This window comes from Bacillus sp. FSL R10-2780, from assembly GCF_038006125.1.
Taxonomy (GTDB): domain Bacteria; phylum Bacillota; class Bacilli; order Bacillales; family Bacillaceae_G; genus Bacillus_A; species Bacillus_A cereus_U.
This window is the reverse complement of sequence record NZ_JBBOUQ010000001.1, coordinates 3,769,764-3,794,607: the sequence shown is the minus strand read 5'-3', so window position 1 is coordinate 3,794,607 and position 24,844 is coordinate 3,769,764. Positions and strand designations below refer to the sequence as shown.

Genomic DNA, 24,844 nt, shown 5'->3' with positions numbered 1-24,844 from the left:
ACGTTTTTTAGGAGGATTCACCATGCCTTTAGTTTCTATGAAAGAAATGCTAAACACAGCACTAGAAGGAAAATACGCAGTTGGTCAATTCAACATGAACAACTTAGAGTGGACTCAAGCTATCTTAGCTGCTGCGGAAGAAGAAAAATCTCCTGTAATCTTAGGTGTATCTGAGGGTGCAGCTCGTCATATGACTGGTTTCAAAACAGTTGTAGCTATGGTTAAAGCTTTAATCGAAGAAATGAACATTTCTGTTCCTGTAGCGATTCACCTTGACCATGGTTCAAGCTTCGAAAAATGTAAAGAAGCAATCGATGCAGGTTTCACATCTGTAATGATCGACGCTTCTCACCACCCATTCGATGAGAACGTTGAAACTACTAAAAAAGTGGTAGAATACGCACATGCTCGTAACGTATCTGTAGAAGCTGAGCTTGGTACAGTTGGCGGACAAGAAGATGACATCATCGCTGAAGGCGTTATCTACGCTAATCCTGAAGAGTGTAAACACCTTGTTGAAGCAACAGGTATCGATTGCCTAGCTCCAGCTTTAGGTTCTGTACACGGTCCTTACAAAGGTGAGCCTAACTTAGGATTCGCTGAAATGGAACAAGTTCGCGACTTCACTGGCGTACCTTTAGTATTACACGGTGGTACTGGTATCCCAACTGCTGATATCGTAAAAGCTATTTCTTTAGGTACTTCAAAAATTAACGTAAACACTGAGAACCAAATTGAGTTTACAAAAGCTGTTCGTGAAGCATTAAACAAAGACCAAGAAGTTTACGATCCTCGTAAATATATTGGACCTGGCCGCGACGCTATTAAAGCAACTGTTGCTGGTAAAATGCGTGAGTTCGGTTCTAACGGTAAAGCGTAAGAATAAAATTCCGTTTTGGAAACCGTCTAGTCTTTTAGACGGTTTCCTTTCGTTGTATAATGAAAGCGTGAACAAGTCTAAAGATTTTATAAAGTGAATTTTTGGTTTGCGAATATAGAAAATAATGTGCATAGTCCTATTAATAAATGTGGTAAGTATCTGAATTGAGGAATTTGATTCGATGAATAGTTAATCTTCATCTATTTGTACAGCAGGGGAGCTACAGGTGATGGTTTTCTACTTATTGGGTTTCAGGATGGAAAGAGTGATTGAGATTCTTAAGGGGGAATCTTCTACTACTTCTTATAAAGAAGTAGTAGATAAATACATTCACAAGAAGGGAGCTCAATATGGAAAAATTGCTAATTGAAGGCGGAAGAGCTTTAAATGGAACGATTCGCGTGAGTGGTGCAAAGAACAGTGCTGTTGCACTAATTCCAGCGACAATTTTAGCAGATACTCCAGTAACTATCGGTGGCGTTCCTAATATTTCGGACGTGAAAATATTAGGAGACTTACTAGAGGAAATTGGAGGGAAAGTAACTTATGGGCAGGAAGAAGAGATGGTAGTCGATCCTTCTAACATGGTTGCGATGCCTTTACCAAATGGAAAAGTGAAAAAATTGCGCGCCTCTTATTATTTAATGGGTGCAATGCTTGGCCGTTTTAAAAAAGCTGTTATTGGGCTTCCAGGTGGATGTCATTTAGGGCCACGACCGATTGATCAGCATATTAAAGGGTTTGAAGCGTTAGGGGCACATGTTACAAATGAACAAGGTGCCATTTATTTAAGAGCAGATGAACTACGTGGAGCGCGTATTTATTTAGATGTTGTTAGTGTAGGAGCTACGATTAATATTATGCTAGCGGCTGTACGAGCGAAAGGTAGAACTGTTATTGAAAATGCAGCAAAAGAACCAGAGATTATTGATGTAGCTACATTGTTAACGAGTATGGGAGCACGTATTAAAGGTGCTGGTACAGACGTAATCCGAATTGATGGTGTGGATTCTTTACATGGTTGTCACCACACTATCATTCCAGATCGTATTGAAGCTGGTACGTATATGATTTTAGGAGCAGCGTCAGGAGGAGAAGTAACAGTTGATAATGTTATTCCTCAGCATTTAGAATCCGTTACTGCGAAGCTAAGAGAAGCTGGTGTTCAAGTTGAAACGAACGATGACCAAATTACAGTGAACGGCAATAGAAAGTTAAAAGTAGTTGATGTGAAAACGCTTGTATATCCAGGGTTTCCAACAGATTTACAACAGCCGTTTACAACGCTTTTAACAAAAGCGCATGGAACAGGAGTTGTAACTGATACAATTTACAGCGCACGTTTCAAGCATATTGATGAATTGCGCCGTATGAACGCACAGATTAAAGTAGAAGGCCGTTCAGCGATTGTGACTGGACCTGTTTTATTGCAAGGTGCGAAGGTGAAAGCGAGTGACTTACGAGCTGGTGCGTCCCTTGTTATTGCGGGTTTAATGGCAGATGGCATTACAGAAGTAACGGGACTTGATCATATTGATCGAGGTTACGAAAATATAGTAGACAAGCTTAAAGGGCTTGGTGCAAACATTTGGCGAGAACAAATGACAAAGCAAGAAATTGAAGAAATGAAGAATGCATAAAGTGAAACTTTAATCAGTATGGGATATCCCATGCCGATTATTAGCCCTCACCAATCGGGATAAGGTGGTGATACTTCCGTTAATGGGGAGCGAAGAATCACTACTAACGGAAGTACACTTTATAGAAAAACACGGTTCACAAAATACGGCAGAAATATAAAGACTTAAAGGAGAGGGATTATTGTGGAAAGAAGTTTATCTATGGAGTTAGTACGTGTAACAGAGGCTGCAGCATTATCATCAGCGCGTTGGATGGGGCTCGGAAAAAAAGATGAGGCAGATGGTGCAGCAACATCAGCTATGCGTGATGTATTTGATACAATTCCGATGAAAGGTACAGTTGTAATTGGCGAAGGTGAAATGGATGAAGCGCCAATGCTATATATCGGAGAGAAATTGGGAACAGGATATGGACCGCGCGTAGACGTTGCAGTTGATCCTTTAGAAGGGACCAATATCGTAGCGGCTGGCGGCTGGAATGCGCTTGCTGTTATTGCAATTGCAGATCACGGCAATTTGTTACATGCTCCTGACATGTACATGGATAAAATAGCGGTTGGTCCAGAAGCGGTTGGTGCAGTTGATATTGACGCACCTATTATCGACAACTTACGTGCAGTTGCGAAAGCGAAAAATAAAGATATCGAAGATGTTGTAGCGACAGTTTTAAACCGTCCACGTCATCAAGCAATTATCGAAGAAATTCGTAAAGCTGGTGCTCGTATTAAATTAATTAACGATGGAGATGTAGCTGGAGCAATCAATACAGCATTTGACCGTACCGGTGTAGATATTTTATTCGGTTCTGGTGGAGCACCTGAAGGTGTATTAGCTGCGGTTGCATTAAAATGCTTAGGTGGAGAAATTCACGGGAAGCTCTTACCTCAAAACGAAGCTGAATTAGCGCGTTGCAAAAAAATGGGTATTGAAGATATCAATCGTATCCTTCGTATGGAAGACTTAGTAAAAGGTGACGATGCAATCTTTGCAGCAACAGGTGTAACAGACGGAGAACTATTACGAGGCGTTCAATTTAAAGGTAGCGTCGGAACAACACAATCCCTTGTTATGCGTGCAAAATCAGGCACAGTACGCTTCGTAGACGGCCGCCATAGCTTAAATAAAAAACCGAATTTGGTTATTAAATAAAAAGTGCAAGCGGCTCGTTCAGAATGGGAGGGGGATGGAGCTTCAGACGTAGAGGCGCTTTTTGCCTCGTAGGAAGAAGTGAAGCCACCGACCATTCTAGCCGCTGGAACTGGATTAAGTAAAAAGTGTAAGCGGCTCGTTTAGAATCGCAGGGCACTTCAAGCTCTCGACCTTGAAGCGCTTTTTGCTTCGAGCGAGAGAGCGAAATGACCGGAGATTCTAGCTGCTGGAACTGGATTAAATAAAAGAAAAAATGCCTTATCTATTCTGCCTTAAAATCAGGCGAGTAGAAAAAAGAAAGAAATATGAAAAGCGAAGATAAATTTTCTTGTCTTCGCTTCTTGTATTTGTGTTTCAATGTATTGATTAAAACTAGATAAAAGGGTTACAATAGTGAATATTACCCTACTTGAACTTATTGCCTTTCATTATTATTTATTTGCCTTCCGTATTTTTCCCCTTTACCCATGTGAAAAGAGAAAAACGTTAAAGTGTGGTGTCTGAATGAATTTGTCAATTGCAGCATTAGAAAACATGAAATTAAAAGAGTTATACGAGCTTGCGAAGGAATTTAAGATTTCGTATTACAGCAAGTTAACGAAAAAAGAGCTAATCTTCTCTATCTTAAAAGCTCGAGCAGAAAAAGAAGGTTTCTTTTTCATGGAAGGCGTATTAGAAATTATTCAATCAGAAGGATTTGGATTCTTACGTCCTATCAATTATTCTCCAAGCTCAGAAGATATTTATATCTCGGCTTCGCAAATTCGTCGTTTCGATTTACGTAATGGAGATAAGGTTTCTGGTAAAGTACGACCTCCGAAAGAAAATGAGCGCTATTTTGGATTGCTACAAGTTGAAGCTGTAAATGGAGATGATCCAGACTCAGCAAAAGAGCGTGTACATTTCCCTGCATTAACACCGTTATACCCAGATCGCCAAATGAAATTGGAGACGGAAACGAAAAAGTTACCGACACGCATCATGGATTTAATCGCACCAGTTGGATTTGGACAACGTGGTTTAATTGTTGCGCCTCCAAAGGCTGGTAAAACAAGTCTGTTAAAAGAAATTGCACACAGTGTCACAACAAATCATCCGGAAGCAGAATTAATTGTACTTTTAATTGATGAGCGTCCAGAGGAAGTAACAGATATTGAACGTTCTGTTAAAGGTGATGTTGTAAGTTCTACTTTTGATGAAGTGCCAGAGAATCATATTAAAGTAGCTGAGCTTGTATTAGAGCGTGCAATGCGTCTTGTAGAACATAAAAGAGACGTTGTCATTTTAATGGATAGTATTACCCGTTTAGCGCGTGCTTACAACCTTGTTATTCCACCGAGTGGTAGAACCTTATCGGGTGGTATTGATCCAGCTGCTTTTCATAGACCGAAGCGTTTCTTCGGGGCTGCGCGTAATATCGAAGAGGGCGGTAGCTTAACGATTTTAGCAACAGCTCTTGTTGATACAGGGTCTCGTATGGATGATGTAATTTACGAGGAGTTTAAAGGAACTGGAAATATGGAACTTCACTTAGATCGCTCATTAGCTGAGCGCCGTATCTTCCCAGCGATTGATATTCGTCGCTCTGGTACGCGTAAAGAAGACCTATTAATTCCGAAAGAACATTTAGACAAACTATGGGGTATTCGTAAAACAATGCGTGATACACCAGACTTTGTTGAAGGCTTCTTACGTAAACTTCGTCAAACAAAGACAAATGAAGAATTTTTACAAAACATTGTTGCAGACTCAAAAAGGTATGTAGCAACTAAGTAAAGGGAAAAGATTGGGACTCGCTTATTTCGTAGTAAGCGAGTTTTTTATGTTTTTAAGGTAATATTAGAGAGAGTAATATATGGAAATAATTTTGTTTTTTGGGATGAAAATCATATTTGGGTCGAGAGCTTGAAGTGTCCTGGATTCTGAGCGAGCCGCTTGCGCTTTTAATTTTTAAAAAGACAAAAACAGGTAGTTGCAAAATGGAGTTAGCCTTGTTATAATTTCATCATATGTGTTTCATCAATATAGTTGTGTAAGCAGCTGAAGATGAAAAACTCTGTTTCGAAAATGATTCAGGGCGGAAGGAGATGAAAAGAATGAAAGCAGGAATCCATCCAAATTACAATAAAGTTGTATTTATGGACACGAACACTGGCTTCAAATTCTTAAGCGGGTCTACAAAAGGCTCTAGCGAAACTGTTGAGTGGGAAGATGGTAACACTTATCCATTACTAAAAATTGAGATCAGTTCTGATTCTCACCCATTCTACACTGGACGTCAGAAGTTTGCTACTGCAGACGGACGTGTTGACCGCTTCAATAAGAAATACGGTATTAAGTAATAAAGAACATAAAACAGGCAAGTGTATGTATTCGCTTGTCTGTTTTTTTTGCGAAAATATTAAACCTTTACCCTACTTTAGATTAGGAAAGTAGATGAAAGGAGAGCTCAATGTACTTAATGAATCAAAATGGTTGGATTGAAGTGATTTGCGGGAGTATGTTTTCTGGAAAATCAGAAGAGCTCATCCGCCGTATACGCCGTACGCAATTTGCGAAACAACATGCGATTGTATTTAAACCATGTATTGATAATCGTTATAGTGAAGAAGATGTTGTATCACATAATGGATTAAAGGTTAAAGCAGTTCCTGTTTCAGCTTCAAAAGATATATTTAACCATGTAACAGAAGAAATGGATGTTATTGCAATCGATGAGGTACAATTTTTTGATGGGGACATTGTGGAAGTGGTGCAAGTATTGGCAAATCGTGGCTATCGTGTCATTGTAGCTGGATTAGACCAAGATTTCCGTGGTCTACCATTTGGACAAGTTCCTCAGCTGATGGCGATTGCTGAACATGTAACTAAATTGCAGGCAGTTTGTTCTGAATGTGGATCTCCTGCAAGTCGTACGCAACGTTTAATCGATGGAGAACCAGCGGCATTTGATGATCCAATTATTTTAGTTGGGGCTTCAGAATCGTATGAACCACGTTGTCGTCATTGTCATGCAGTACCTACAAAACAAAGATAAATGAAACTCGCTATGTAGAGCGGGTTTTTTTCGAAAATAGATGAAGATTGGTGGCGAGCTCTTCGTGTCTAAGAACCTCCGCTACTCAAGGTAAAAAGCACCTTTTGTACGAGAGAACCTTAGCTATTCTGAGCGAGCCGCTTGCGCTTTTAAATATTATCTAGCTCCAGCGGCTAGAATGGTCGGTGGTTTCGCTTCTTCCTGCGAGGCAAAGAGCGCCTCTCTGTCAGAAGCTCCAACCTCCTCCCATTCTGAGCGAGCCGCTTGCGCTTTTAAATATTATCTAGCTCCAGCGGCTAGAATGGTCGGTGGTTTCGCTTCTTCCTGCGAGGCAAAGAGCGCCTCTCTGTCAGAAGCTCCAACCTCCTCCCATTCTGAGCGAGCCGCTTGTGCTTTTAAATATAATTTGCGTTTTTTTGATTAAGTACCATATACTATTTGTATTAGATACTAGGATGTAGAGGTGAATGGTGTGTTAGATCGTTTGCAAGCTGTAGAAGATCGTTATGAGAAGTTGAATGAGTTGTTAAGTGACCCAGAGGTTATTAGCGATACAAATAAGCTTCGTGAGTATTCAAAAGAGCAATCTGATATTCAGGATACGGTAGAGGTGTACCGTGAGTATAAAGATGTTCGTGAGCAATTACGAGATGCAAAAGCAATGTTAGAAGATAAGTTAGACGCTGATATGCGTGACATGGTAAAAGAAGAGGTTTCTGAGTTAGAAGGTCAAGAAAAAGTATTATCAGAGCGTCTGAAAGTTTTACTTGTTCCAAAAGACCCTAATGATGATAAAAACGTTATCGTTGAGGTTCGTGGTGCTGCTGGTGGTGACGAGGCAGCTTTATTTGCTGGTGATTTATATCGTATGTATAGCCGTTATGCTGAGGTGCAAGGTTGGAAAACTGAAATTATCGAAGCGAGCTATACAGAGTTAGGTGGATATAAAGAGATTATCTTTATGATTAACGGTAAAGGTGCTTTCGCTAAGCTGAAATTCGAGAATGGTGCTCACCGTGTACAACGTGTTCCTGAAACGGAATCTGGTGGACGTATTCATACATCTACAGCAACTGTAGCTGTATTACCAGAGGCAGAAGAAGTAGAAATTAATATTCATGAAAAAGATGTTCGTGTTGATACGTTTGCTTCTAGTGGTCCTGGTGGACAAAGCGTTAATACAACGATGTCAGCGGTACGTTTAACACATTTACCGACTGGTGTAGTTGTATCTTGTCAGGATGAGAAATCACAAATTAAGAATAAAGAAAAAGCGATGAAAGTATTACGCGCACGTGTTTATGATAAGTTTAGACAAGAAGCGCAAGCTGAGTATGATCAAAACCGTAAACAAGCTGTTGGTACGGGAGATCGTTCAGAGCGTATTCGTACGTATAACTTCCCGCAAAACCGTGTTACAGACCATCGAATCGGTTTAACGATTCAAAAGCTAGATCAAATCCTACAAGGTAAGTTAGATGATTTCATCAATGCCTTAGTGATGGAAGATCAGGCTCAAAAGATGGAGGCAGCTGAGTAATGCGTGTCTATGAAGCCCTGAAATGGGCTTCTTCTTTTTTACAGGAAAATGGACGAGATGAAAATGCGGGAGAAATTGTCCTTTGTCATGTATTAAAGACGAACAGAACCGGAATGCTCATGAATATGCGTGAAGAAATAACTGCGGAACAAGAGAAAAGTTTTGCACAATTTATCCACAAGCACGTAGAAGGTACTCCGATCCAATATATGCTCGGTTATGAAATGTTTTATGGCCGCTCATTCTTTGTAAATGAAGAGGTATTGATACCAAGACCGGAAACAGAGGAACTTATAGTTGGGGTGCTAGAGAGAATTGAGCGCCATTTCGGTAATGAGGAGCTTCACATAGCGGATATTGGAACAGGTAGTGGAGCGATTTCTATTACGCTCGCTTTAGAAAATAAAAATCTTCATGTGTATACAGTAGATATCGCGCAGGAGTCGATTGAAGTTGCAAAAGAAAATGCAAAAACTTTAGGGGCGGATGTAACTTTCTATCACGGCGATTTACTGTCTCCGTTTTATGAAACAGGTCAGAAGTTAGATGTTGTTGTTTCCAATCCTCCGTACATACCAGAGGAAGATTGGCGTGGTCTTTCTACTGTTGTGAAGGAGCATGAGCCGAAGCGTGCGCTTGTTGGTGGGGAAGATGGACTAGATTTCTATCGTCGTTTTATGGAGGAATTGCCGAATGTATTACAGAAAAAGGCGATTGTGGCGTTTGAAATTGGTGTAGGGCAAGGTGAAGATGTGAAAGCATTATTACAGCAAACTTTCCCGCGTGCTCAAGTTGAAGTTGTATTTGACATTAATGGAAAAGATCGCATGGTATTTGCAGAGATGGAGTAAGGTTCACACCTTACTCTATTTTTTTGTGGGAAAATTTATCCTTTTCAGCAAGAAGACTCCATCTGATTTGTGTTACGGGTGAAACCCAACAATTCAGGTGGAGATGAATTGCCGTCAGAAGGTAGGCTGAACTCTTTTGTTTCGTTCATAATAATTTTTTTGAGAGCGAATATTTGTTTCTTTTTGTCTTACGATATAATCTATCGTAGATAAGGAGGGAATATATTTTAAGACAACGAAATTGGATAATAATCATCATTCGGTTACTTGCGCCAAAAGAAATAATTTTAATGAACTCTCTAAGAAAGGTGGTGAAAACAATGGCTAAAAAGAAAGTAGTGAAAGTATTACGTAAACAAAAGAAAAGAGAAAACATCCAACGATTCACTCAGAAACAGAATATCGGACGAGCTTGCCTTACGGCTAAAGAATTTCGTTTACTGCAACGCATGTCACATAGTTCAAAAGCATTGCGAAATGTTGGATTGTACACGATTAAACAAAGTTACTTGAATAATAACAAGATGGCTACTGTAAAAGAAGTGGACACTGCTATGCAAGCCGATATGAACTACTGGGGCATTCAATCAAACTCTGTTCAAGCGATTCGTAGAGCCTTATTTACAGAAGTGAAGAGCTTTTTTAAAGCATTGGAACAGTGGAAGAAAAAACCTGAAACATTCACAGGTCGTCCTAAGTTTCCGAATTATTCTCGTTCAACTGACAAACGAATCATTGAAATCTATCAAGTTCCAAAAGTGGATGATAACGGGTATTGGATGATTCCGATGAATGTTGCATTCAGAAAAAAATTCGGTTCCATTAAAATACGTATGCCTAAAAACTTAAGAAATAAAAAAATCTCCTACATTGAGATTGTACCGAAGCAAAAAGGTCGGTTCTTTGAGGTGCATTACACATATGAAATGCACGTTTCTCAAATGAAGAAACAATCCACGACTACTAGTAACGCTTTGAGTTGCGATTTAGGTGTAGACAGATTATTAAGTTGTGCAACAAATACAGGTGATACATTCTTAATTGATGGAAAAAAACTAAAATCCATTAACCAGTACTTCAACAAAATGATATGTAATCTACAACTGAAAAATATGGAAAATGGACTTTCAAAACGTGTTGTAACGAACCAAATGGCTGCACTTTGGCATAAACGAGAACGACAAATAAATGGTTACATTTCACAAACTGTAGGCCTGTTGTTCAAAAAAGTGAAAGCATGCAGCATAGATACGGTTGTCGTAGGTTATAACACTGGTTGGAAACAAAAATCTGATATGGGAAAAAAGAATAACCAAAAATTTGTTCAAATCCCATTTCATAAACTGATTGCAGCAATTGAGAATAAATGTGTAAAAGCAGGTATCCGATTTTTGAAACAAGAAGAAAGCTATACTTCAAAAGCTAGTTTCCTAGATAAAGATCCGATTCCAGTTTGGTCTAAGGAGGATAGAACACATTATCTCCTTAGTGGCAAACGAATCACTCGTGGTCTGTACCAAAGTAAAGCAGGAACATGTATCCATGCTGATATTAATGGTGCATTGAATACATTGCAAAAATCAAGAGTTGTAGAATTGGATGACAATCTCAAAGTGAAAACGCCGATTCTATTAGAAGTGCAAAAACGTAAGGCTGTTGCTTCGCGCATAGCTTAGTGGGTGCGTCAACCATCCATGTGTACTCGACTTATCGGGGCTTGTAGCACACGCCGGGTTCATCTGAGTGGTGGCTTCTTCCATAAGGAAGAATTGCTCTTTTTCGAAAGGGTGGTGCAAGTGGGAAAACAATAGTTCGTTGCCAGTACCAACCAAAAACATACTTGGGGTGTTACCGTAAGGTGGCATGAATTCTAGAGCGTCAAACTGTCTAGCGATAGACGAAAAGACCTAGAGTTCTAACTCAAGCCCCCATTGAAACGCTTCATCTCAGTGGGGGGAGTTGACATAGATTTTGAATTTAATAGTTTAGAAAGATGAAAGTCTGTCCACACTGTTTGTAGAAGGGACGGTGGAGGAAATGAAAAAACAAGTTATTGCTTATCTTCTTCTATTATTAATTGGTGCACAGTTGCTTGTGCAGTTTGGATATATGAAAGCTGATGCGAAAGGGCCTTCAGTTATTCCGAAAGAGGCCGTTCGATTACGGATTTTAGCAAATAGTGATTCAGATGAAGATCAGGCATTAAAACGTAAAGTACGTGATGAAGTGAAAGCGCAAATTGATGGATGGGTAGCGGATTTAACGTCATTTGAAGAAGCGCGAAAAGTAATTCAAAATCATATTCCTGAAATTGAAAAGACAGTGGAGAATACGCTGAAAAGAGAAGGAAGTAAAGAGGCATTTCAAGTGAAATTCGGTAAGAATGTGAAGTTTCCTACAAAGGTATATGGGAATTTTATTTATCCGGCAGGAGAATATGAAGCGGTACTTATTACAATTGGAAAAGGTGAAGGTGCAAACTGGTGGTGTGTATTATTTCCACCGATGTGTTTCTTAGATTTTTCAAGTGGTACAGCTGTAAGGAAGGAAGAACATGTTGTGAAAGCTGAATCTCCTGAAGAGGAGCAGGTGAGACAACCAGATGAGGAAGTAGTGGATGTACCGGAGAAGAAAGTGGATAAGGTGAAAGAAACGAAAGTAGTAAAGCCGGAAAAAGCTGAAAAAGTAACAGTCCAGGAAAAGAAAGTAGTAAAACATGAAACGCAAGTAGAAGAACAGCCTGTAAAAAAAGTAGAAACAACAACTGTGGAAAAAGTGGAAAAACCTGTGGAGCAAAAACAAGAAAAGGAAAATGAGTATGTAACAGTAGAAGAGGAAGAAGAAAAACCAGAGGTTAAATTATTTATCGTCGAAGTTTTTACATCTTTATTCTCTAAATAGTACTATTACTAAATCCTTCCTCATATATATCAATGAGGAGGGATTTACTATGAAGAACGTGTATTTTGCTACGAAAGCAGATGTAGAAAGATTGCATTCTTTTTTCGGACAAGCTAATAAAAAAGATGATAAAATAAATGAGTTGTACGCACAATTTATGATCTTGGAAGAGGCGGGAGAAATACGAGCGGTAGTTGGATATGAACAAGGTGGGGGAAATGCACTTATCCGTTCTTGTTTATTCACACCTAATGTGGATAAACAGACTTTCTTATATTTTTTTGAGATGTTTTTGCAGTATATGAAAGAAAAAGATATTCGACAATTGTACTTACTCACAAATCATCCACAATCTGTGACAATCTTTCAGTTTTTTAACTTTGTCATTATAGAGAAAGAGGAAGTGCCAGAGGAAATTCGACAGTTAGAACACTTTTGTAAAAATATAAAAGAGCTAAATGCAATAATACTAAATTGTCAGCTATTCACAAAGTTATCCACGGATTAACAAGGTTTATCCACATTTTGTGGATAAACCTTGTTTGTCTTTTGGATAAATCTCATAGTAAACTAAAAATAGACAAGTATTTCATGGTAGAAAAGGACGTGGGAAAAAATGCATACAAATATGTGGGTTGTGGATAATGTTGTGGAAAGAAAAAAATATTATCCACAATTAAAAGAAGCAGCGAGATTATTAAGAGAAAATGAAGCGGTGGCCTTCCCAACGGAAACGGTATATGGGTTAGGAGCAAACGCAATGGATGATGAAGCGATAGCGAAAATTTTTGAAGCGAAAGGGAGACCGAGCGATAATCCACTGATTGTCCACATAGGAACAAAATCTCAGTTAGATGGTATCGTAAGAGAAATTCCGCCGGTTGCAGAAAAGTTAATGGAGCATTTTTGGCCAGGACCATTAACAATCATTTTACCGAGAAAAAAAGGGATTTCAGAGAGGGTTACGGCCGGACTTAATACAGTCGGAGTGAGGATGCCGGATCATCCAGTAGCGCTCGCTCTTATTGAAGAGGCAAACGTGCCTGTTGCGGCACCGAGTGCGAATCGTTCAGGACGCCCAAGTCCAACGTTAGCTTCTCATGTGTATGAAGATTTAAACGGGAAAATTGCTGGTATTGTTGATGGCGGGGCAACAGGAGTAGGCGTTGAGTCAACTGTAATTGATTGTACGAGCGAGGTTCCGACGATTTTACGTCCAGGCGGGATTACGAAGGAGCAATTAGAAGCAGTGATAGGAAATGTTTCTTTAGATCCAGCTTTAAAGGATGAGAAAGAAAAACCAAAATCACCTGGAATGAAATATACACATTATGCACCGAAAGCGCCACTTAGTATTGTTGAAGGGTCCCGTGAGTTTATTCAACGTATTGTGGATGAGAAGAAGAAAGAAGGGTTTAAAGTAGGTGTATTAACGACAGAAGAGTATCAGCATGTGTATAGTGCAGATGTTGTATTGTCTTGTGGTGTGCGAAGCGATTTAGCCAGCGTTGCGACTAAGTTATATGATGTGCTTAGAACGTTTGATGCAAGTGAAGTAGATGTTATTTTTAGTGAATCATTCCCGAATGAAGGCATAGGAAATGCAATTATGAATCGTTTAACAAAAGCTGCGGGACATCAGATTATTATTGAATGATAATGTACCTTTAGCAAACAGAATATTTCTCCTCGGATAAGCATATTGTGAAGTAGCACGTCCGAGGGGGGATATGAATGACACTTGAACAATTAATACCTTTAATAATTATGGCATTCGCCCTGGGGATGGATGCATTTTCAGTGAGCCTCGGTATGGGGATGGTAACATTAAAGTTAAGACAAATCCTTTATATCGGTATGACGATTGGGATATTTCATATTATTATGCCATTTATCGGAATGGTACTAGGACGTTTTCTATCAGAGAGGTATGGGGATGTCGCGAATTTTGCAGGAGCTATTTTATTAATTGGGCTAGGGTTTTATATCGTATATTCGTCTATTTTAGAAGGGGAAGAGACTAGAACTGCTCCAATTGGAATTAGTTTATTTGTATTTGCATTTGGTGTTAGTATAGATAGTTTTTCAGTAGGTCTTAGTCTTGGAATTTACGGAGCAGAGACAATTATTACGATATTACTGTTCGGACTAATAAGTATGTTACTAGCTTGGATGGGTTTATTGCTTGGTAGCCATGCCAAAAATATGCTTGGTACATACGGTGAAATAGTAGGTGGTATTATTCTTGTTGGGTTTGGATTGTATCTCCTTTTTCCTATATAATTTTATATGAGGGTGGAGAACATGAATAGGTTGCTGAAATGGTATGTCGTATTTATAACTTTTTTTCCAAGGTGGTTACGTAGGCTTATCTTTTGGGGCGTTATTTTGCAAATTGCGGTTTTAGGTTGGGTTAAATTGATTCGTGAATGGTGAGTTAATTCCTTTCTGTGCATTTGAATACAATACTCCACAAATATAGAAAGGATGGTACAAATGACGAGATTAAAGCAAGTTTTTGGTATTATTATTAGTTTTTTTGTTTTTTGGTTTAGTATGCTCGGTGTACAAATGTTTGCTGAGTTTTTAGATATCGAATCATTAAAATTTGTTGCAGGAAAATCGGAGGCGGCGCGTGCGTTTTATTCACCGTATCCATTTTTAATTGTTTTCCTTATTACGTTACTTTCCTTATATTTCTTTGTAATAAAGCTGGGTAGATCTAAAAAAGAGAAATTACCTGCATTAGAGGAGAAGAAGGAAGAATTACAGTGAAAAAATCCCCCGCTTAAAGCGGGGGATTTTATATTTGAATGATGAAAGACTCCAATGCCCTATGATTCTGAACGAGCCGGTCGCGCTTTTAGGGTGATATCTAGCTCCAGCTCCTAGGCCCTTGCGTCTAAGGTTCCGCTTTTAGTTGTATCCAGTTCCAGCGGCTAGAATGGTCGGTGGCTTCGCGTCTTCCTGCGAGGCAAAAAGCGCCTCTACGTCAGAAGCTCCATCTCCCTCTCATTCTGAGCGAGCCACTTCCGCTTTTAGGGGATATCCAGCTCCAGCGGCTAGAATCTCCGGCCATTTCGCTCTCTCGCTCGAAGCAAATAGCGCTTCAAGGTCGAGAGCTCCAATGCCCTGCGATTCTGAGCGAGCCGCTTCCACTTTTAAATAGGCCTCACTAATTCAAATTGTTCTCCTAGTTTTGCGTAGTTGTGTCCTGCAAGGCGGCTTATTGGTTTTAGTTCTTCGGCGTGAATTCGACCGTTTTCGTATAAGTGTTCTGCGACGTGGAAGCGAACGACGCGGCCAATTAGTAGATCACAAGCTGGTGAGTCTTCGGTTCCGCCGAGCGGGATAGCGCGTTCTAATACGCATTCCATTCGAATGTTTGCTTCTTTCACCCCTGGTACTGAAATGACATCACTGTCGATTGGTGTTAGTTTTGCTAATTCGATTTCACTTTCATTAGGAGGTAGGTTGGCTGCTGTTTCATTGATCGCTTCTACGTAAGATTCATCAGAAATATGTACGACAAATTCCCCTTTTTCGATTGCGTTTCGGGAAGTGTCTTTCGGTTTTCCTTCTTTGCGTTGTACGGAAACCGAGATAAGTGGTGGATTGGCAGCGACGATATTGAAATAACTATATGGCGCACCGTTCAATACACCATCTTTAGTTACAGAAGTAACGAATGCAACAGGACGTGGAATGATACTTCCTGTTAGTAATTTGTAATTATCTTTTTCGGTTTGTTCGTTTGGATTAATGGATAACATGTTGTAATCCCCTTTCTAAATATGAATACTTATTGTTTGTTTACAAGATATCAATGGGAATCTCCTGCTGAAAATAATATTTTTTTGATGATGTAAAAAAAGAGATTACCTCAATTTGAAGTAATCTCTTTTTTGGTAAATATCTCGAAATAGAGATAAACATTAAAGTAAAACGTAAGCACCAGGGCCGATTAAAGCTACACCAACTGCAACAGCGATTAACATTAAATTATACTCAAATCCGTTTTGTGTTACCCAGTAACCATTTTTTCCGTGAACTGTGAAGATTGCTACTAACATTGTTCCTACGATAAATAATGAACCAACTACAGTGAAAATACCTGCTGCGAATAAGAAACCACCTAATAGTTCAGTTGCGCCAGCCATAAATGCCATAAATACACCAGGGCGTAAGCCGATTGATTCCATCCAGCCACCTGTTCCTTTCAGCCCGTAGCCACCAAACCAACCGAATAATTTTTGAGCACCGTGACCCATGAATGTAATTCCTATAATAAGACGAATAATAAGAAGACCGATATCCATCATTTCAAAAACCTCCTAAAAGTTATTAACTTATCTTATGTAAGTAATAATAAAATAGTTACTTACTTTAGTCAAGTGGATTTCAATAAAAATTCGAAAGAAATTTTACAAATTAACAACAAAAAATAAAATGTAGTAAAGACCTCTAGACGAGTAAGTGAAAAAAAGAGAAAATATAAGTAGAAGTTAACTTCTTATTGTTATTCAGACAATCAGAATTGACTGGAATTTTGTGAGGCGCTACAATAAGAGTCTAGTAGTAACGACATGATTTATTTCGAAAGCGTTTTTTCAGTATAACATTCGAAGTATGAAGTCTTACGTGTATTTCGATCTTGAATAGAGATTGCCCTATAAACTTTTAGGTAAATTATAAGGAGGACTATCCTATGTTTAAAAAATTATTCGGTTTTGGTTCAAAAACAAATGAAGAAACAATCGTAGCTCCATTAACTGGAGCAGTGAAAAATATTGAAGAAGTACCAGATCCAGTATTCGCTGGTCGTATGATGGGTGACGGTGTTGCAATCGATCCTACTGAAGGTGTAGTTGTATCTCCAGTTGATGGTGAAATCGTACAATTATTCCACACGAAACATGCTATTGGAATTAAAGCGAAAAACGGTACAGAAATTTTAATCCACGTTGGATTAGAAACTGTAAAAATGGAAGGTGAAGGTTTCGAAGCTCACGTTTCTGAAGGACAATCTGTAAAAGCTGGAGATAAATTAATCTCATTCGACTTAGAATTAATTCGTGAAAAAGCGAAAAGCACAATTACTCCAATCGTTATTACAAACACAGATGCAGCTGAGTCTATTAAGACAACTATAGGTGTAACAGCTACAAAAGGTTCAACAGAAGTAATGAAAGTTACAATGAAATAATTATTGTATGAAAGGAATCTGTTTCGTATGAAATGGATTCCTTATTTTGTTTCGTAGTGTGTTCATTATGTATGGTAAATACTTTGGGCGCTTGGAAATAGGGTTTCACATATATGTGGATAAGGCGCATTTTTCTTAGAAAAAATATAAGAGAAATGCGCCTTTCGTATATTCACATTTCTTTTGTTCTATTCTAATGTACGCTATGATAAAGTGAAACTTTAATCAGTGGAGGGTGTTCATCCCCTGTTGATTATTAGCCTTCATCAATCGGGGATAAATGGTAGGAAACAGAAAAAAAGGGGTGGGTTTGGATGAAACGGGTGTTATTTGTTTGCACTGGAAATACATGCCGTAGTCCGATGGCTGAGGCTTTGCTTCGTCATTATGGAGAAGGTAAATTTGAAGTGCAATCTGCTGGTGTTTTTGCCTATCCTGGAAGCGATGCGTCGGTACATGTAAAGGAAGCTTTAGCTGAAAAAGGAATTGTAATCGATCATGCTGCACAGCAGGTAAACGAGACTTTAGTTGATTGGGCGGATATTGTAGTAACAATGACGGAAAACCATAAGCAAATTGTACTTGGGCATTATCCGAGTGTTGAAAAGAAATTGGATACATTATATGGATTAACTGAGGGTGTAAGTAAGGATATTTCAGATCCATTTGGCGGATCGCTTTCTATTTATAAAGAAACGTTAGAAGAGATGGAAAAACTTGTACAAACTTTACTGAAAAAACATTCAGAAGGTTGATGTTTCGTGTATAATACGATATTGGAGATCACTTCGTTCCATTAAGGTAGCGAGTGTGAAATGAAGATAATTGATTGAAACTTTGGAGGGGTAAAAATGAAAGTAGTGGTAGCATCTGATCACGGCGGTATGAATATCCGTAAAGAACTTGTAAGTTTATTAGAAGAGTTAAATATTGAATATATTGATTTAGGTTGTGAATGTGAAGCTGGTTCTGTTGATTACCCTGATTTTGCGTTTCCGGCAGCAGAAATGGTCGCAAATGGTGAAGTGGATCGTGGCATTTTAGTTTGCGGGACAGGCATTGGTATGTCAATCGCAGCAAACAAAGTAAATGGTATTCGTTGTGCATTAGTTCATGATACTTTCAGTGCGAAAGCGACGAGAGAGCATAATGACACTAACATGTTAGCAATGGGCGAGCGTGTAATTGGAGCTGGTCTAGCGCGTGATATCGCAAAAATTTGGCTAACAACTGACTATGAAGGTGGCCGTCACGAAAACCGCGTAGGAAAAATTAAAACGTACGAAACAAAGTAATAGATTCTAACTATAAGTAGTATGAAATATAATTTGGTGAACCAACCTGTGAAAGGAAGAGGCGTAATGACAGAAATCGTAAAGGTAAGAGAACAGCTGCAAATGTCGCTTTCTGATTTCCAAGAACAAGCTTCACTGCAAAGAGGCCAAATTTTTGTAGTGGGGTGTAGCACGAGCGAAGTGCTAGGTGAAAGAATTGGAACATCAGGAACGATGGAAGTGGCAGAGGCGATTTTTTCTGAATTTAAACAATTTCAAGAACGAACAGGTATTGAATTGGCGTTTCAATGTTGTGAGCATTTAAATCGTGCTTTAGTAGTTGAGAGAGATGTAGCGATGAAATATCAATTTGAAATTGTAACAGTTACGCCTGTTAGATCAGCAGGTGGTGCATTAGCGACGTATGCGTATCACAATTTTAAAGATCCGGTAGTAATTGAGTTTATTAAAGCAGATGCAGGAATGGATATCGGTGATACATTTATCGGTATGCATTTAAAGCATGTAGCTGTACCGGTTCGTACAAGTGTGAAGGAAATAGGAAGTGCGCATGTAACGATGGCGAAAACACGTGGGAAACTAATAGGTGGAGCACGTGCTGTTTATGCGGCAAATGAAGAAGCTATTCCTTGTCGTTAAACATGAAAAATTATAAAGTCTTATAACAGCTTTATATCGAAAGGTAAAAGGTATGTAGTCTGACTTTATAATAGAAGAAAGAAAAGACCAATTTTGGTCTTTTTTTTTCTTTTATGATATAGAAAGTCATGTTAGAATGTAGTTGAAAACATGAAGGTTCGAAAGAATTACAACCTGAATTTTCGTTTTTTCTGAATAAATGAGAAAAAACTATTGGGAATTGATGTAATTCGTTCAGAAAAGGGGGATTTTGGTGAATCATTTAAAACGTCAAGATGAAAAGGTATTTGCTGCAATTGAGGCAGAACTAGGAAGACAGCGTTCAAAGATTGAGTTAATTGCTTCGGAAAATTTCGTAAGTGAAGCAGTAATGGAGGCGCAAGGTTCTGTTTTAACGAATAAGTATGCTGAAGGATATCCTGGAAAACGTTACTATGGTGGTTGTGAACACGTAGACGTAGTAGAAGATATCGCACGTGATCGCGCGAAAGAAATTTTTGGCGCAGAGCATGTAAATGTTCAACCACATTCTGGTGCACAAGCGAACATGGCAGTATACTTCACGATTTTAGAGCAAGGCGATACAGTACTTGGTATGAATTTATCTCATGGTGGTCACTTAACACACGGAAGCCCTGTTAACTTCAGTGGAGTACAATATAATTTCGTAGAATATGGCGTGGATGCTGAATCTCATCGCATTAATTACGATGATGTATTAGCAAAAGCGAAAGAACATAAACCAAAATTAATCGTTGCAGGTGCAAGTGCATATCCTCGTGTTATCGATTTCAAACGATTCCGTGAGATTGCAGATGAAGTGGGAGCATACTTAATGGTTGATATGGCACATATCGCTGGTTTAGTAGCAGCTGGTTTACATCCAAATCCAGTACCACATGCACATTTCGTTACAACAACAACACATAAAACATTACGCGGCCCACGTGGTGGTATGATTTTATGTGAAGAACAATTTGCAAAACAAATTGATAAATCAATCTTCCCTGGTATTCAAGGTGGCCCGCTTATGCATGTAATTGCTGCAAAAGCTGTTGCATTTGGTGAGACACTACAAGATGATTTTAAAACATATGCACAAAATATCATTAATAATGCGAATCGTTTAGCTGAAGGCCTTCAAAAAGAAGGACTTACACTTGTTTCTGGTGGAACAGACAATCATTTAATCTTAATTGATGTTCGTAACTTAGAAATTACAGGTAAAGTAGCAGAGCACGTATTAGATGAAGTTGGTATTACAGTGAATAAAAATACGATTCCATTTGAAACAGCAAGCCCATTTGTAACAAGCGGCGTACGTATCGGTACAGCAGCGGTAACATCTCGTGGTTTTGGTTCAGAAGAAATGGATGAGATTGCAGCAATTATTGCTCATACATTAAAAAATCATGAGAATGAAGCTGAACTAGAAGAAGCGCGCAAACGTGTAGAGGCGTTAACGAGCAAATTCCCAATGTATACAAATCTATAATAGATTAAAAAAGACTGCTGAAACGTAATTGTTTTAGTAGTCTTTTTTGTGGACATATATTGCTTTTAAAGTATGTATACAAATGATGAATAAATTTTGGCGATATAATGAAGGATACAGCTCCCATAATTGGTAAAGATACTAGATAGATTCATCGCAAAATCATGATTTTACCAAATTTGCCCTTGAATATTAGTAGCGTTTTCTTTACAATCGTAAATAGTGTAAAAAAGCGTGTAAACGCATGAATATCATCTAAAGGAGAGATTCACATGGGAAAACTGTATGTATTTGATCACCCGTTAATTCAACATAAGATTACATATATTCGCGATAAGAATACAGGTACGAAAGATTTTCGTGAATTAGTGGACGAAGTAGCAAGCTTAATGGCTTTCGAGATTACTCGTGATCTGCCACTTAAAGACATTGAAATTGAAACGCCTGTAAGCAAAGCGACAACAAAAGTGATCGCTGGTAAAAAACTTGGTTTAATTCCGATTTTACGTGCAGGTTTAGGAATGGTTGATGGAATTCTGAAATTAATTCCAGCAGCAAAAGTAGGACACGTTGGTTTATACCGTGACCCTGAAACATTGCAACCGGTAGAATACTATGTGAAACTTCCAACGGATGTAGAAGAGCGTGACTTTATCGTACTAGACCCAATGCTAGCAACAGGTGGTTCTGCGGCTGAAGCAATTAATTCTCTGAAAAAGCGCGGTGCAAAGCACATTAAATTAATGTGTATCGTAGCTGCTCCAGAAGGAGTAAAAGTAGTACAGGAAGAGCATCCTGATGTTGATATTTATATAGCAGCATTAGATGAGAAGTTAAATGACCATGGTTATGTAGTTCCAGGTCTTGGTGATGCTGGTGACCGTTTATTCGGAACGAAGTAAGACAACAGACGAGAGGGGGATTCCCCTCTCGTTTTTTTTCGCCCTCAGCGCACGGGGGAGGGGGAGATAAATATACAGGGTATATACAACATAAGTTATATACACATCACATATAATATAGAAGTCTTACGTCTAGAGAACACTATATTATGGAAGGAAAGCGCTATATCTTAAAAATATAATAGTGACAAACTTGTGAACATTTTCTTCTATTATAAAGAGAGATCTGTTAGAAATTGCATATCTCTAACCAGTATTTAGAAGGGGAACGTTTTCATTTTTGGGAGGAAATGCCTAATACTCAAATTTTTTGATTTTTTACGATTTCTCGTTGACACTGTTAATACCCTATTGTATGCTAACAACGGGGATAGATGGTAGGGCTTTCAGTGACAAAAATGCATCTATTCCGTGACGAAAATGTAAACTTTTTATTTTGTATAGAATTTATGCAGAAAAATGAGTTATTATTAACACATCGTGAATGAGGGTTACATATTGGAGGGATGAATCCTTGCAAAAAAACGATCGCAGCCATATAAAAGCGTATGCTTTAATGTCAGGAATACTTGCTCAGTTAGTTGGTTCTATTCTTATTGGAATCTTTGGTGGGCAATGGATTGATAATAAGGTTGGAACGTTTCCGTTGTTTCTTATTATAGGGTTATTACTCGGGTTAGGAACAGGGGTATACGCAATGATTCGACTCATTCAACATTACTATTCGGGAGAGCAATGATGATAGACGTACATGGACTTGTCCAAAGACAAAAGAAATATATGTACTACTTGCTTGCGCTTCTAGTGCTAGGATGGGGAATTACCTCTTACAAGGATGTATTTCTTGGGCTGATTATCGGAACGATTTTCAGTTTTCTTAGTTTGCGCATCATTGCACGTAGAACAGACAAGCTATTAGATCGCGTAACAAATGGAGAAAACGTGAAGTTTAAGGCGACAGCGGTAAGTACATATTCAAGATTCGCCACGATTGGGTTATTAATTTTATTTGCAGCCAAATATCAAGAGTTAATTGCGATGTGGGGCTTAGGTGTAGGATTGCTGACAGGATACCTTGTCATGATCATAGATTTTCTTTATTTAGAGTATACGAGCAGGGAAGAGAGGTGAATTACTAGTGGAACACGGTAAATTAGTTAAATTTCTAGGTTTAACGTTCGATTTGTCATCAGTTATGATGGTTACTGTAGCAGCAGTTATTGTTTTCTTAATCGCTGTTATCGGAACTCGCAGCTTAGCGCTTCGCCCAACCGGAATGCAAAATTTCATGGAATGGGTGTTTGACTTCGTGAAAGGGATTATCAATAGTACGATGGACTGGAAAACAGGTGGACGTTTCTTAACGCTTGGCGTTACGCTTATCATGTTTATCATCGTATCGAACTTCCTTGGTTTACCATTCATGTATTCAACAGTTGAGGCTGGCGAACATATTGCATGGTGGAGATCACCAACGTCTGATCCAGCAGTTGCATTAACATTAGCCGTGATGGTAGTTACCCTCACCCATTATTATGGAATTAAGATGAAGGGTACGAAAGAATATGCTAAAGGTTATTTCCAACCTATGAAATTCTTATTCCCATTAAAGGTTATTGAGGAGTTTGCTAACACATTAACGTTAGGTCTTCGTTTATTTGGTAACATTTATGCAGGTGAAATCTTATTAGGATTACTTGCTAAGTTAGGCGGAGCATCATTCTTTGGAGCATTAGGTGCACTTGTACCGATGTTAGCATGGATGGGATTCAGTGTATTCGTTGGATCAATCCAGTCATTTATTTTCGTAATGTTAACGATGGTTTATATGGCTCATAAAGTAAGCCATGACCATTAATATAATTTAAGTAAGAAAAAATTTATTTTTTTATAATACAAAGGAGGACAAATTAAATGAGTTTAGGTGTAATCGCAGCTGCAATTGCAATTGGTTTATCAGCATTAGGTGCAGGTATTGGTAACGGTCTTATCGTATCACGTACAATCGAAGGTGTTGCTCGTCAACCAGAATTAAAAGGCGCACTTCAAACAATTATGTTCATCGGGGTTGCTTTAGTTGAGGCACTTCCAATTATCGGTGTAGTTATTGCTTTCATCGTAATGAACAAATAAGGGAGACTCCCCTTACATAGATGGCGAAGAGTGTTTTTCCGAACTTTCTTCGCCATTGCTTTATGAACGAAATGTATGTCTTTTTTTTTCATAGGATCAATTTAGATATTTTGAAGGGAGTGAATCCTTGTGCCAACTTTATTATTAGGTGCTTCCATTCCATTTGGAACGATTGCTTATACATTGTTCATTTTCTTACTTCTATTAGTAATGCTACGCAAATTTGCGTGGGGTCCTTTAATGGGAATTATGAAAGAACGTGAAGAGCATGTTACTAATGAAATCGACGCTGCAGAAAGAAGTAACACTGAAGCGAAGAAGTTAGTAGAAGAACAACGTGAAATGTTAAAACAATCGCGTGTTGAAGCACAAGAGTTAATCGAAAGAGCGAAAAAACAAGCTGTAGATCAAAAAGATGTTATTGTTGCTGCTGCGAAAGAAGAAGCAGAATCAATTAAAACATCTGCTGTACAAGAAATTCAACGCGAAAAAGAGCAAGCGATTGCTGCTTTACAAGAACAAGTCGCTTCTTTATCTGTTCAAATTGCTTCTAAAGTAATTGAAAAAGAGTTAAAAGAAGAAGATCAAGTGAAGTTAATTCGCGATTATATTAAAGAAGTAGGAGAAGCGCGATGAGCAATGGGATTGTAGCAAAACGTTATGCTGTCGCTCTTTTCAAAATTGCAAAAGAAAAACACGTATTAGAAATGTTTGAAGAGGAATTACGCCTTGTACAAAACGTTTATGTAAAGAACGAAGAACTACATAGCTTTTTAACGCAACCGAACATTTCAAAAGAGCAGAAGAAAACGTTTCTTGCAAACGTATTCGCATCTGTTTCTGAATCTATTTTAAATACGTTATATATTTTAATTGATAACAAGCGTATTGATATTCTACCTGAAATTGCAGATGAATATGTTGTTCTTGCTAATGAAGAGCGTAACGTAGCGGATGCAACTGTATATTCTATTCGTCTTCTATCAGAAGACGAAAAACTTAACATTGCAGAAGCATTTGCAAAAAAAACAGGAAAAGATGCAATTCGCGTGAAAAATGTTGTAGATGAAGATTTACTAGGCGGCATTAAAGTACGTATTGGAAATCGCATTTACGACGGAAGCTTACAAGGAAAATTAGCACGTATTCAGCGTGAATTAATGAAGAATAGATAGG

29 protein-coding genes are annotated in these 24,844 nt (G+C 38.5%); 27 read left to right on the top strand and 2 right to left on the bottom strand.

What is annotated here, in order from left to right:
• Positions 1-22 precede the first annotated feature (22 nt).
• The 14 genes from NSQ47_RS19865 to NSQ47_RS19800 all read left to right on the top strand — a co-directional run bounded on the left by NSQ47_RS19865 (position 23) and on the right by NSQ47_RS19800 (position 14,773).
• The gene (locus tag NSQ47_RS19865) at positions 23-880 is read left to right on the top strand and encodes a class II fructose-bisphosphate aldolase (RefSeq protein ID WP_002159768.1); all 858 of its coding nucleotides are present in this window, start codon (positions 23-25) and stop codon (positions 878-880) included.
• Between the two features lie 350 nt (positions 881-1,230).
• A complete protein-coding gene (gene murA / locus NSQ47_RS19860; protein ID WP_078174952.1) occupies positions 1,231-2,520 on the top strand; it encodes a UDP-N-acetylglucosamine 1-carboxyvinyltransferase in 1,290 nt (429 codons plus the stop codon).
• A gap of 183 nt (positions 2,521-2,703) precedes the next feature.
• Positions 2,704-3,669 carry a class II fructose-bisphosphatase gene (glpX, locus tag NSQ47_RS19855; RefSeq protein WP_002113062.1) on the top strand — a complete coding sequence of 322 codons (966 nt, stop codon included), beginning with the start codon at positions 2,704-2,706 and terminating at the stop codon, positions 3,667-3,669.
• Between the two features lie 504 nt (positions 3,670-4,173).
• Positions 4,174-5,445: a transcription termination factor Rho gene (gene rho, locus NSQ47_RS19850; RefSeq protein WP_002159771.1), complete on the top strand. Its 1,272-nt coding sequence runs from the start codon at positions 4,174-4,176 to the stop codon at positions 5,443-5,445.
• Between the two features lie 320 nt (positions 5,446-5,765).
• Positions 5,766-6,011, top strand: coding sequence for a type B 50S ribosomal protein L31 (locus tag NSQ47_RS19845; RefSeq protein ID WP_000643447.1), 246 nt, complete (start codon positions 5,766-5,768; stop codon positions 6,009-6,011).
• Between the two features lie 110 nt (positions 6,012-6,121).
• Positions 6,122-6,706, top strand: a complete 585-nt coding sequence (locus NSQ47_RS19840; protein WP_002016305.1) for a thymidine kinase — start codon at positions 6,122-6,124, stop codon at positions 6,704-6,706.
• Positions 6,707-7,178: 472 nt separating this feature from the next.
• Entirely contained in the window at positions 7,179-8,246 is a 1,068-nt protein-coding gene (gene prfA / locus NSQ47_RS19835) for a peptide chain release factor 1 (RefSeq protein ID WP_002144724.1), read from the top strand.
• Positions 8,246-9,097, top strand: coding sequence for a peptide chain release factor N(5)-glutamine methyltransferase (prmC, locus tag NSQ47_RS19830; protein ID WP_002159772.1), 852 nt, complete (start codon positions 8,246-8,248; stop codon positions 9,095-9,097). Before prfA ends, prmC begins: the two co-directional genes overlap by 1 nt.
• Positions 9,098-9,417: 320 nt before the next feature.
• Positions 9,418-10,773, top strand: a complete 1,356-nt coding sequence (locus NSQ47_RS19825; RefSeq protein ID WP_341037815.1) for a transposase — start codon at positions 9,418-9,420, stop codon at positions 10,771-10,773.
• A 361-nt stretch (positions 10,774-11,134) separates the two neighbouring features.
• Positions 11,135-11,998 (top strand): stage II sporulation protein R, encoded by an 864-nt coding sequence (gene spoIIR / locus NSQ47_RS19820; RefSeq protein ID WP_016106719.1) that lies wholly within the window; start codon positions 11,135-11,137, stop codon positions 11,996-11,998.
• A gap of 49 nt (positions 11,999-12,047) precedes the next feature.
• Complete coding sequence (locus tag NSQ47_RS19815; protein WP_340988027.1) at positions 12,048-12,506, top strand: mechanosensitive ion channel protein; 459 nt, start codon at positions 12,048-12,050, stop codon at positions 12,504-12,506.
• 108 nt (positions 12,507-12,614) lie between these two features.
• Entirely contained in the window at positions 12,615-13,655 is a 1,041-nt protein-coding gene (locus NSQ47_RS19810) for an L-threonylcarbamoyladenylate synthase (RefSeq protein WP_002016299.1), read from the top strand.
• A 77-nt stretch (positions 13,656-13,732) separates the two neighbouring features.
• Positions 13,733-14,281: a manganese efflux pump MntP gene (locus tag NSQ47_RS19805; protein ID WP_002159774.1), complete on the top strand. Its 549-nt coding sequence runs from the start codon at positions 13,733-13,735 to the stop codon at positions 14,279-14,281.
• A gap of 213 nt (positions 14,282-14,494) precedes the next feature.
• On the top strand, positions 14,495-14,773 hold the full coding sequence (locus NSQ47_RS19800; protein WP_002159775.1) for a DUF3935 domain-containing protein: 279 nt from the start codon (positions 14,495-14,497) through the stop codon (positions 14,771-14,773).
• Between the two features lie 386 nt (positions 14,774-15,159).
• Here NSQ47_RS19800 and NSQ47_RS19795 read toward each other — a convergent pair whose 3' ends face one another.
• On the bottom strand, positions 15,160-15,771 hold the full coding sequence (locus NSQ47_RS19795; protein WP_016106716.1) for a flavin reductase family protein: 612 nt from the start codon (positions 15,769-15,771) through the stop codon (positions 15,160-15,162).
• Between the two features lie 162 nt (positions 15,772-15,933).
• Positions 15,934-16,320: a DoxX family protein gene (locus tag NSQ47_RS19790; RefSeq protein WP_002144734.1), complete on the bottom strand. Its 387-nt coding sequence runs from the start codon at positions 16,318-16,320 to the stop codon at positions 15,934-15,936.
• A 386-nt stretch (positions 16,321-16,706) separates the two neighbouring features.
• Here NSQ47_RS19790 and NSQ47_RS19785 point away from each other — a divergent pair, with 386 nt between their 5' ends.
• From NSQ47_RS19785 to atpH, 13 genes are all read left to right on the top strand, one after another.
• Positions 16,707-17,204: a PTS sugar transporter subunit IIA gene (locus tag NSQ47_RS19785; protein WP_002159778.1), complete on the top strand. Its 498-nt coding sequence runs from the start codon at positions 16,707-16,709 to the stop codon at positions 17,202-17,204.
• A 314-nt stretch (positions 17,205-17,518) separates the two neighbouring features.
• Positions 17,519-17,959: a low molecular weight protein arginine phosphatase gene (locus NSQ47_RS19780; protein ID WP_341037813.1), complete on the top strand. Its 441-nt coding sequence runs from the start codon at positions 17,519-17,521 to the stop codon at positions 17,957-17,959.
• 96 nt (positions 17,960-18,055) lie between these two features.
• On the top strand, positions 18,056-18,499 hold the full coding sequence (gene rpiB / locus NSQ47_RS19775; RefSeq protein WP_000869917.1) for a ribose 5-phosphate isomerase B: 444 nt from the start codon (positions 18,056-18,058) through the stop codon (positions 18,497-18,499).
• 66 nt (positions 18,500-18,565) lie between these two features.
• A complete protein-coding gene (locus NSQ47_RS19770; RefSeq protein WP_002159780.1) occupies positions 18,566-19,138 on the top strand; it encodes a TIGR01440 family protein in 573 nt (190 codons plus the stop codon).
• Between the two features lie 253 nt (positions 19,139-19,391).
• On the top strand, positions 19,392-20,633 hold the full coding sequence (gene glyA, locus NSQ47_RS19765; protein ID WP_002159781.1) for a serine hydroxymethyltransferase: 1,242 nt from the start codon (positions 19,392-19,394) through the stop codon (positions 20,631-20,633).
• Positions 20,634-20,905: 272 nt separating this feature from the next.
• Positions 20,906-21,535: a uracil phosphoribosyltransferase gene (upp, locus tag NSQ47_RS19760; RefSeq protein WP_002113046.1), complete on the top strand. Its 630-nt coding sequence runs from the start codon at positions 20,906-20,908 to the stop codon at positions 21,533-21,535.
• Positions 21,536-21,909: 374 nt separating this feature from the next.
• Positions 21,910-22,023 carry a DUF4024 domain-containing protein gene (locus NSQ47_RS19755; RefSeq protein WP_000232963.1) on the top strand — a complete coding sequence of 38 codons (114 nt, stop codon included), beginning with the start codon at positions 21,910-21,912 and terminating at the stop codon, positions 22,021-22,023.
• Between the two features lie 26 nt (positions 22,024-22,049).
• On the top strand, positions 22,050-22,274 hold the full coding sequence (locus tag NSQ47_RS19750) for an AtpZ/AtpI family protein (RefSeq protein ID WP_002089742.1): 225 nt from the start codon (positions 22,050-22,052) through the stop codon (positions 22,272-22,274).
• The gene (locus NSQ47_RS19745; RefSeq protein WP_002016288.1) at positions 22,274-22,666 is read left to right on the top strand and encodes an ATP synthase subunit I; all 393 of its coding nucleotides are present in this window, start codon (positions 22,274-22,276) and stop codon (positions 22,664-22,666) included. The genes NSQ47_RS19750 and NSQ47_RS19745 overlap by 1 nt, the downstream gene beginning before the upstream one ends.
• Before the next feature lie 7 nt (positions 22,667-22,673).
• Positions 22,674-23,393, top strand: a complete 720-nt coding sequence (gene atpB, locus NSQ47_RS19740; RefSeq protein ID WP_016106712.1) for a F0F1 ATP synthase subunit A — start codon at positions 22,674-22,676, stop codon at positions 23,391-23,393.
• 56 nt (positions 23,394-23,449) lie between these two features.
• Positions 23,450-23,668, top strand: a complete 219-nt coding sequence (atpE, locus tag NSQ47_RS19735; protein ID WP_000052064.1) for a F0F1 ATP synthase subunit C — start codon at positions 23,450-23,452, stop codon at positions 23,666-23,668.
• Positions 23,669-23,797: 129 nt separating this feature from the next.
• Positions 23,798-24,304, top strand: coding sequence for a F0F1 ATP synthase subunit B (gene atpF, locus NSQ47_RS19730; RefSeq protein ID WP_002113045.1), 507 nt, complete (start codon positions 23,798-23,800; stop codon positions 24,302-24,304).
• Entirely contained in the window at positions 24,301-24,843 is a 543-nt protein-coding gene (gene atpH / locus NSQ47_RS19725; RefSeq protein WP_341037811.1) for a F0F1 ATP synthase subunit delta, read from the top strand. Before atpF ends, atpH begins: the two co-directional genes overlap by 4 nt.
• Position 24,844 lies beyond the last annotated feature (1 nt).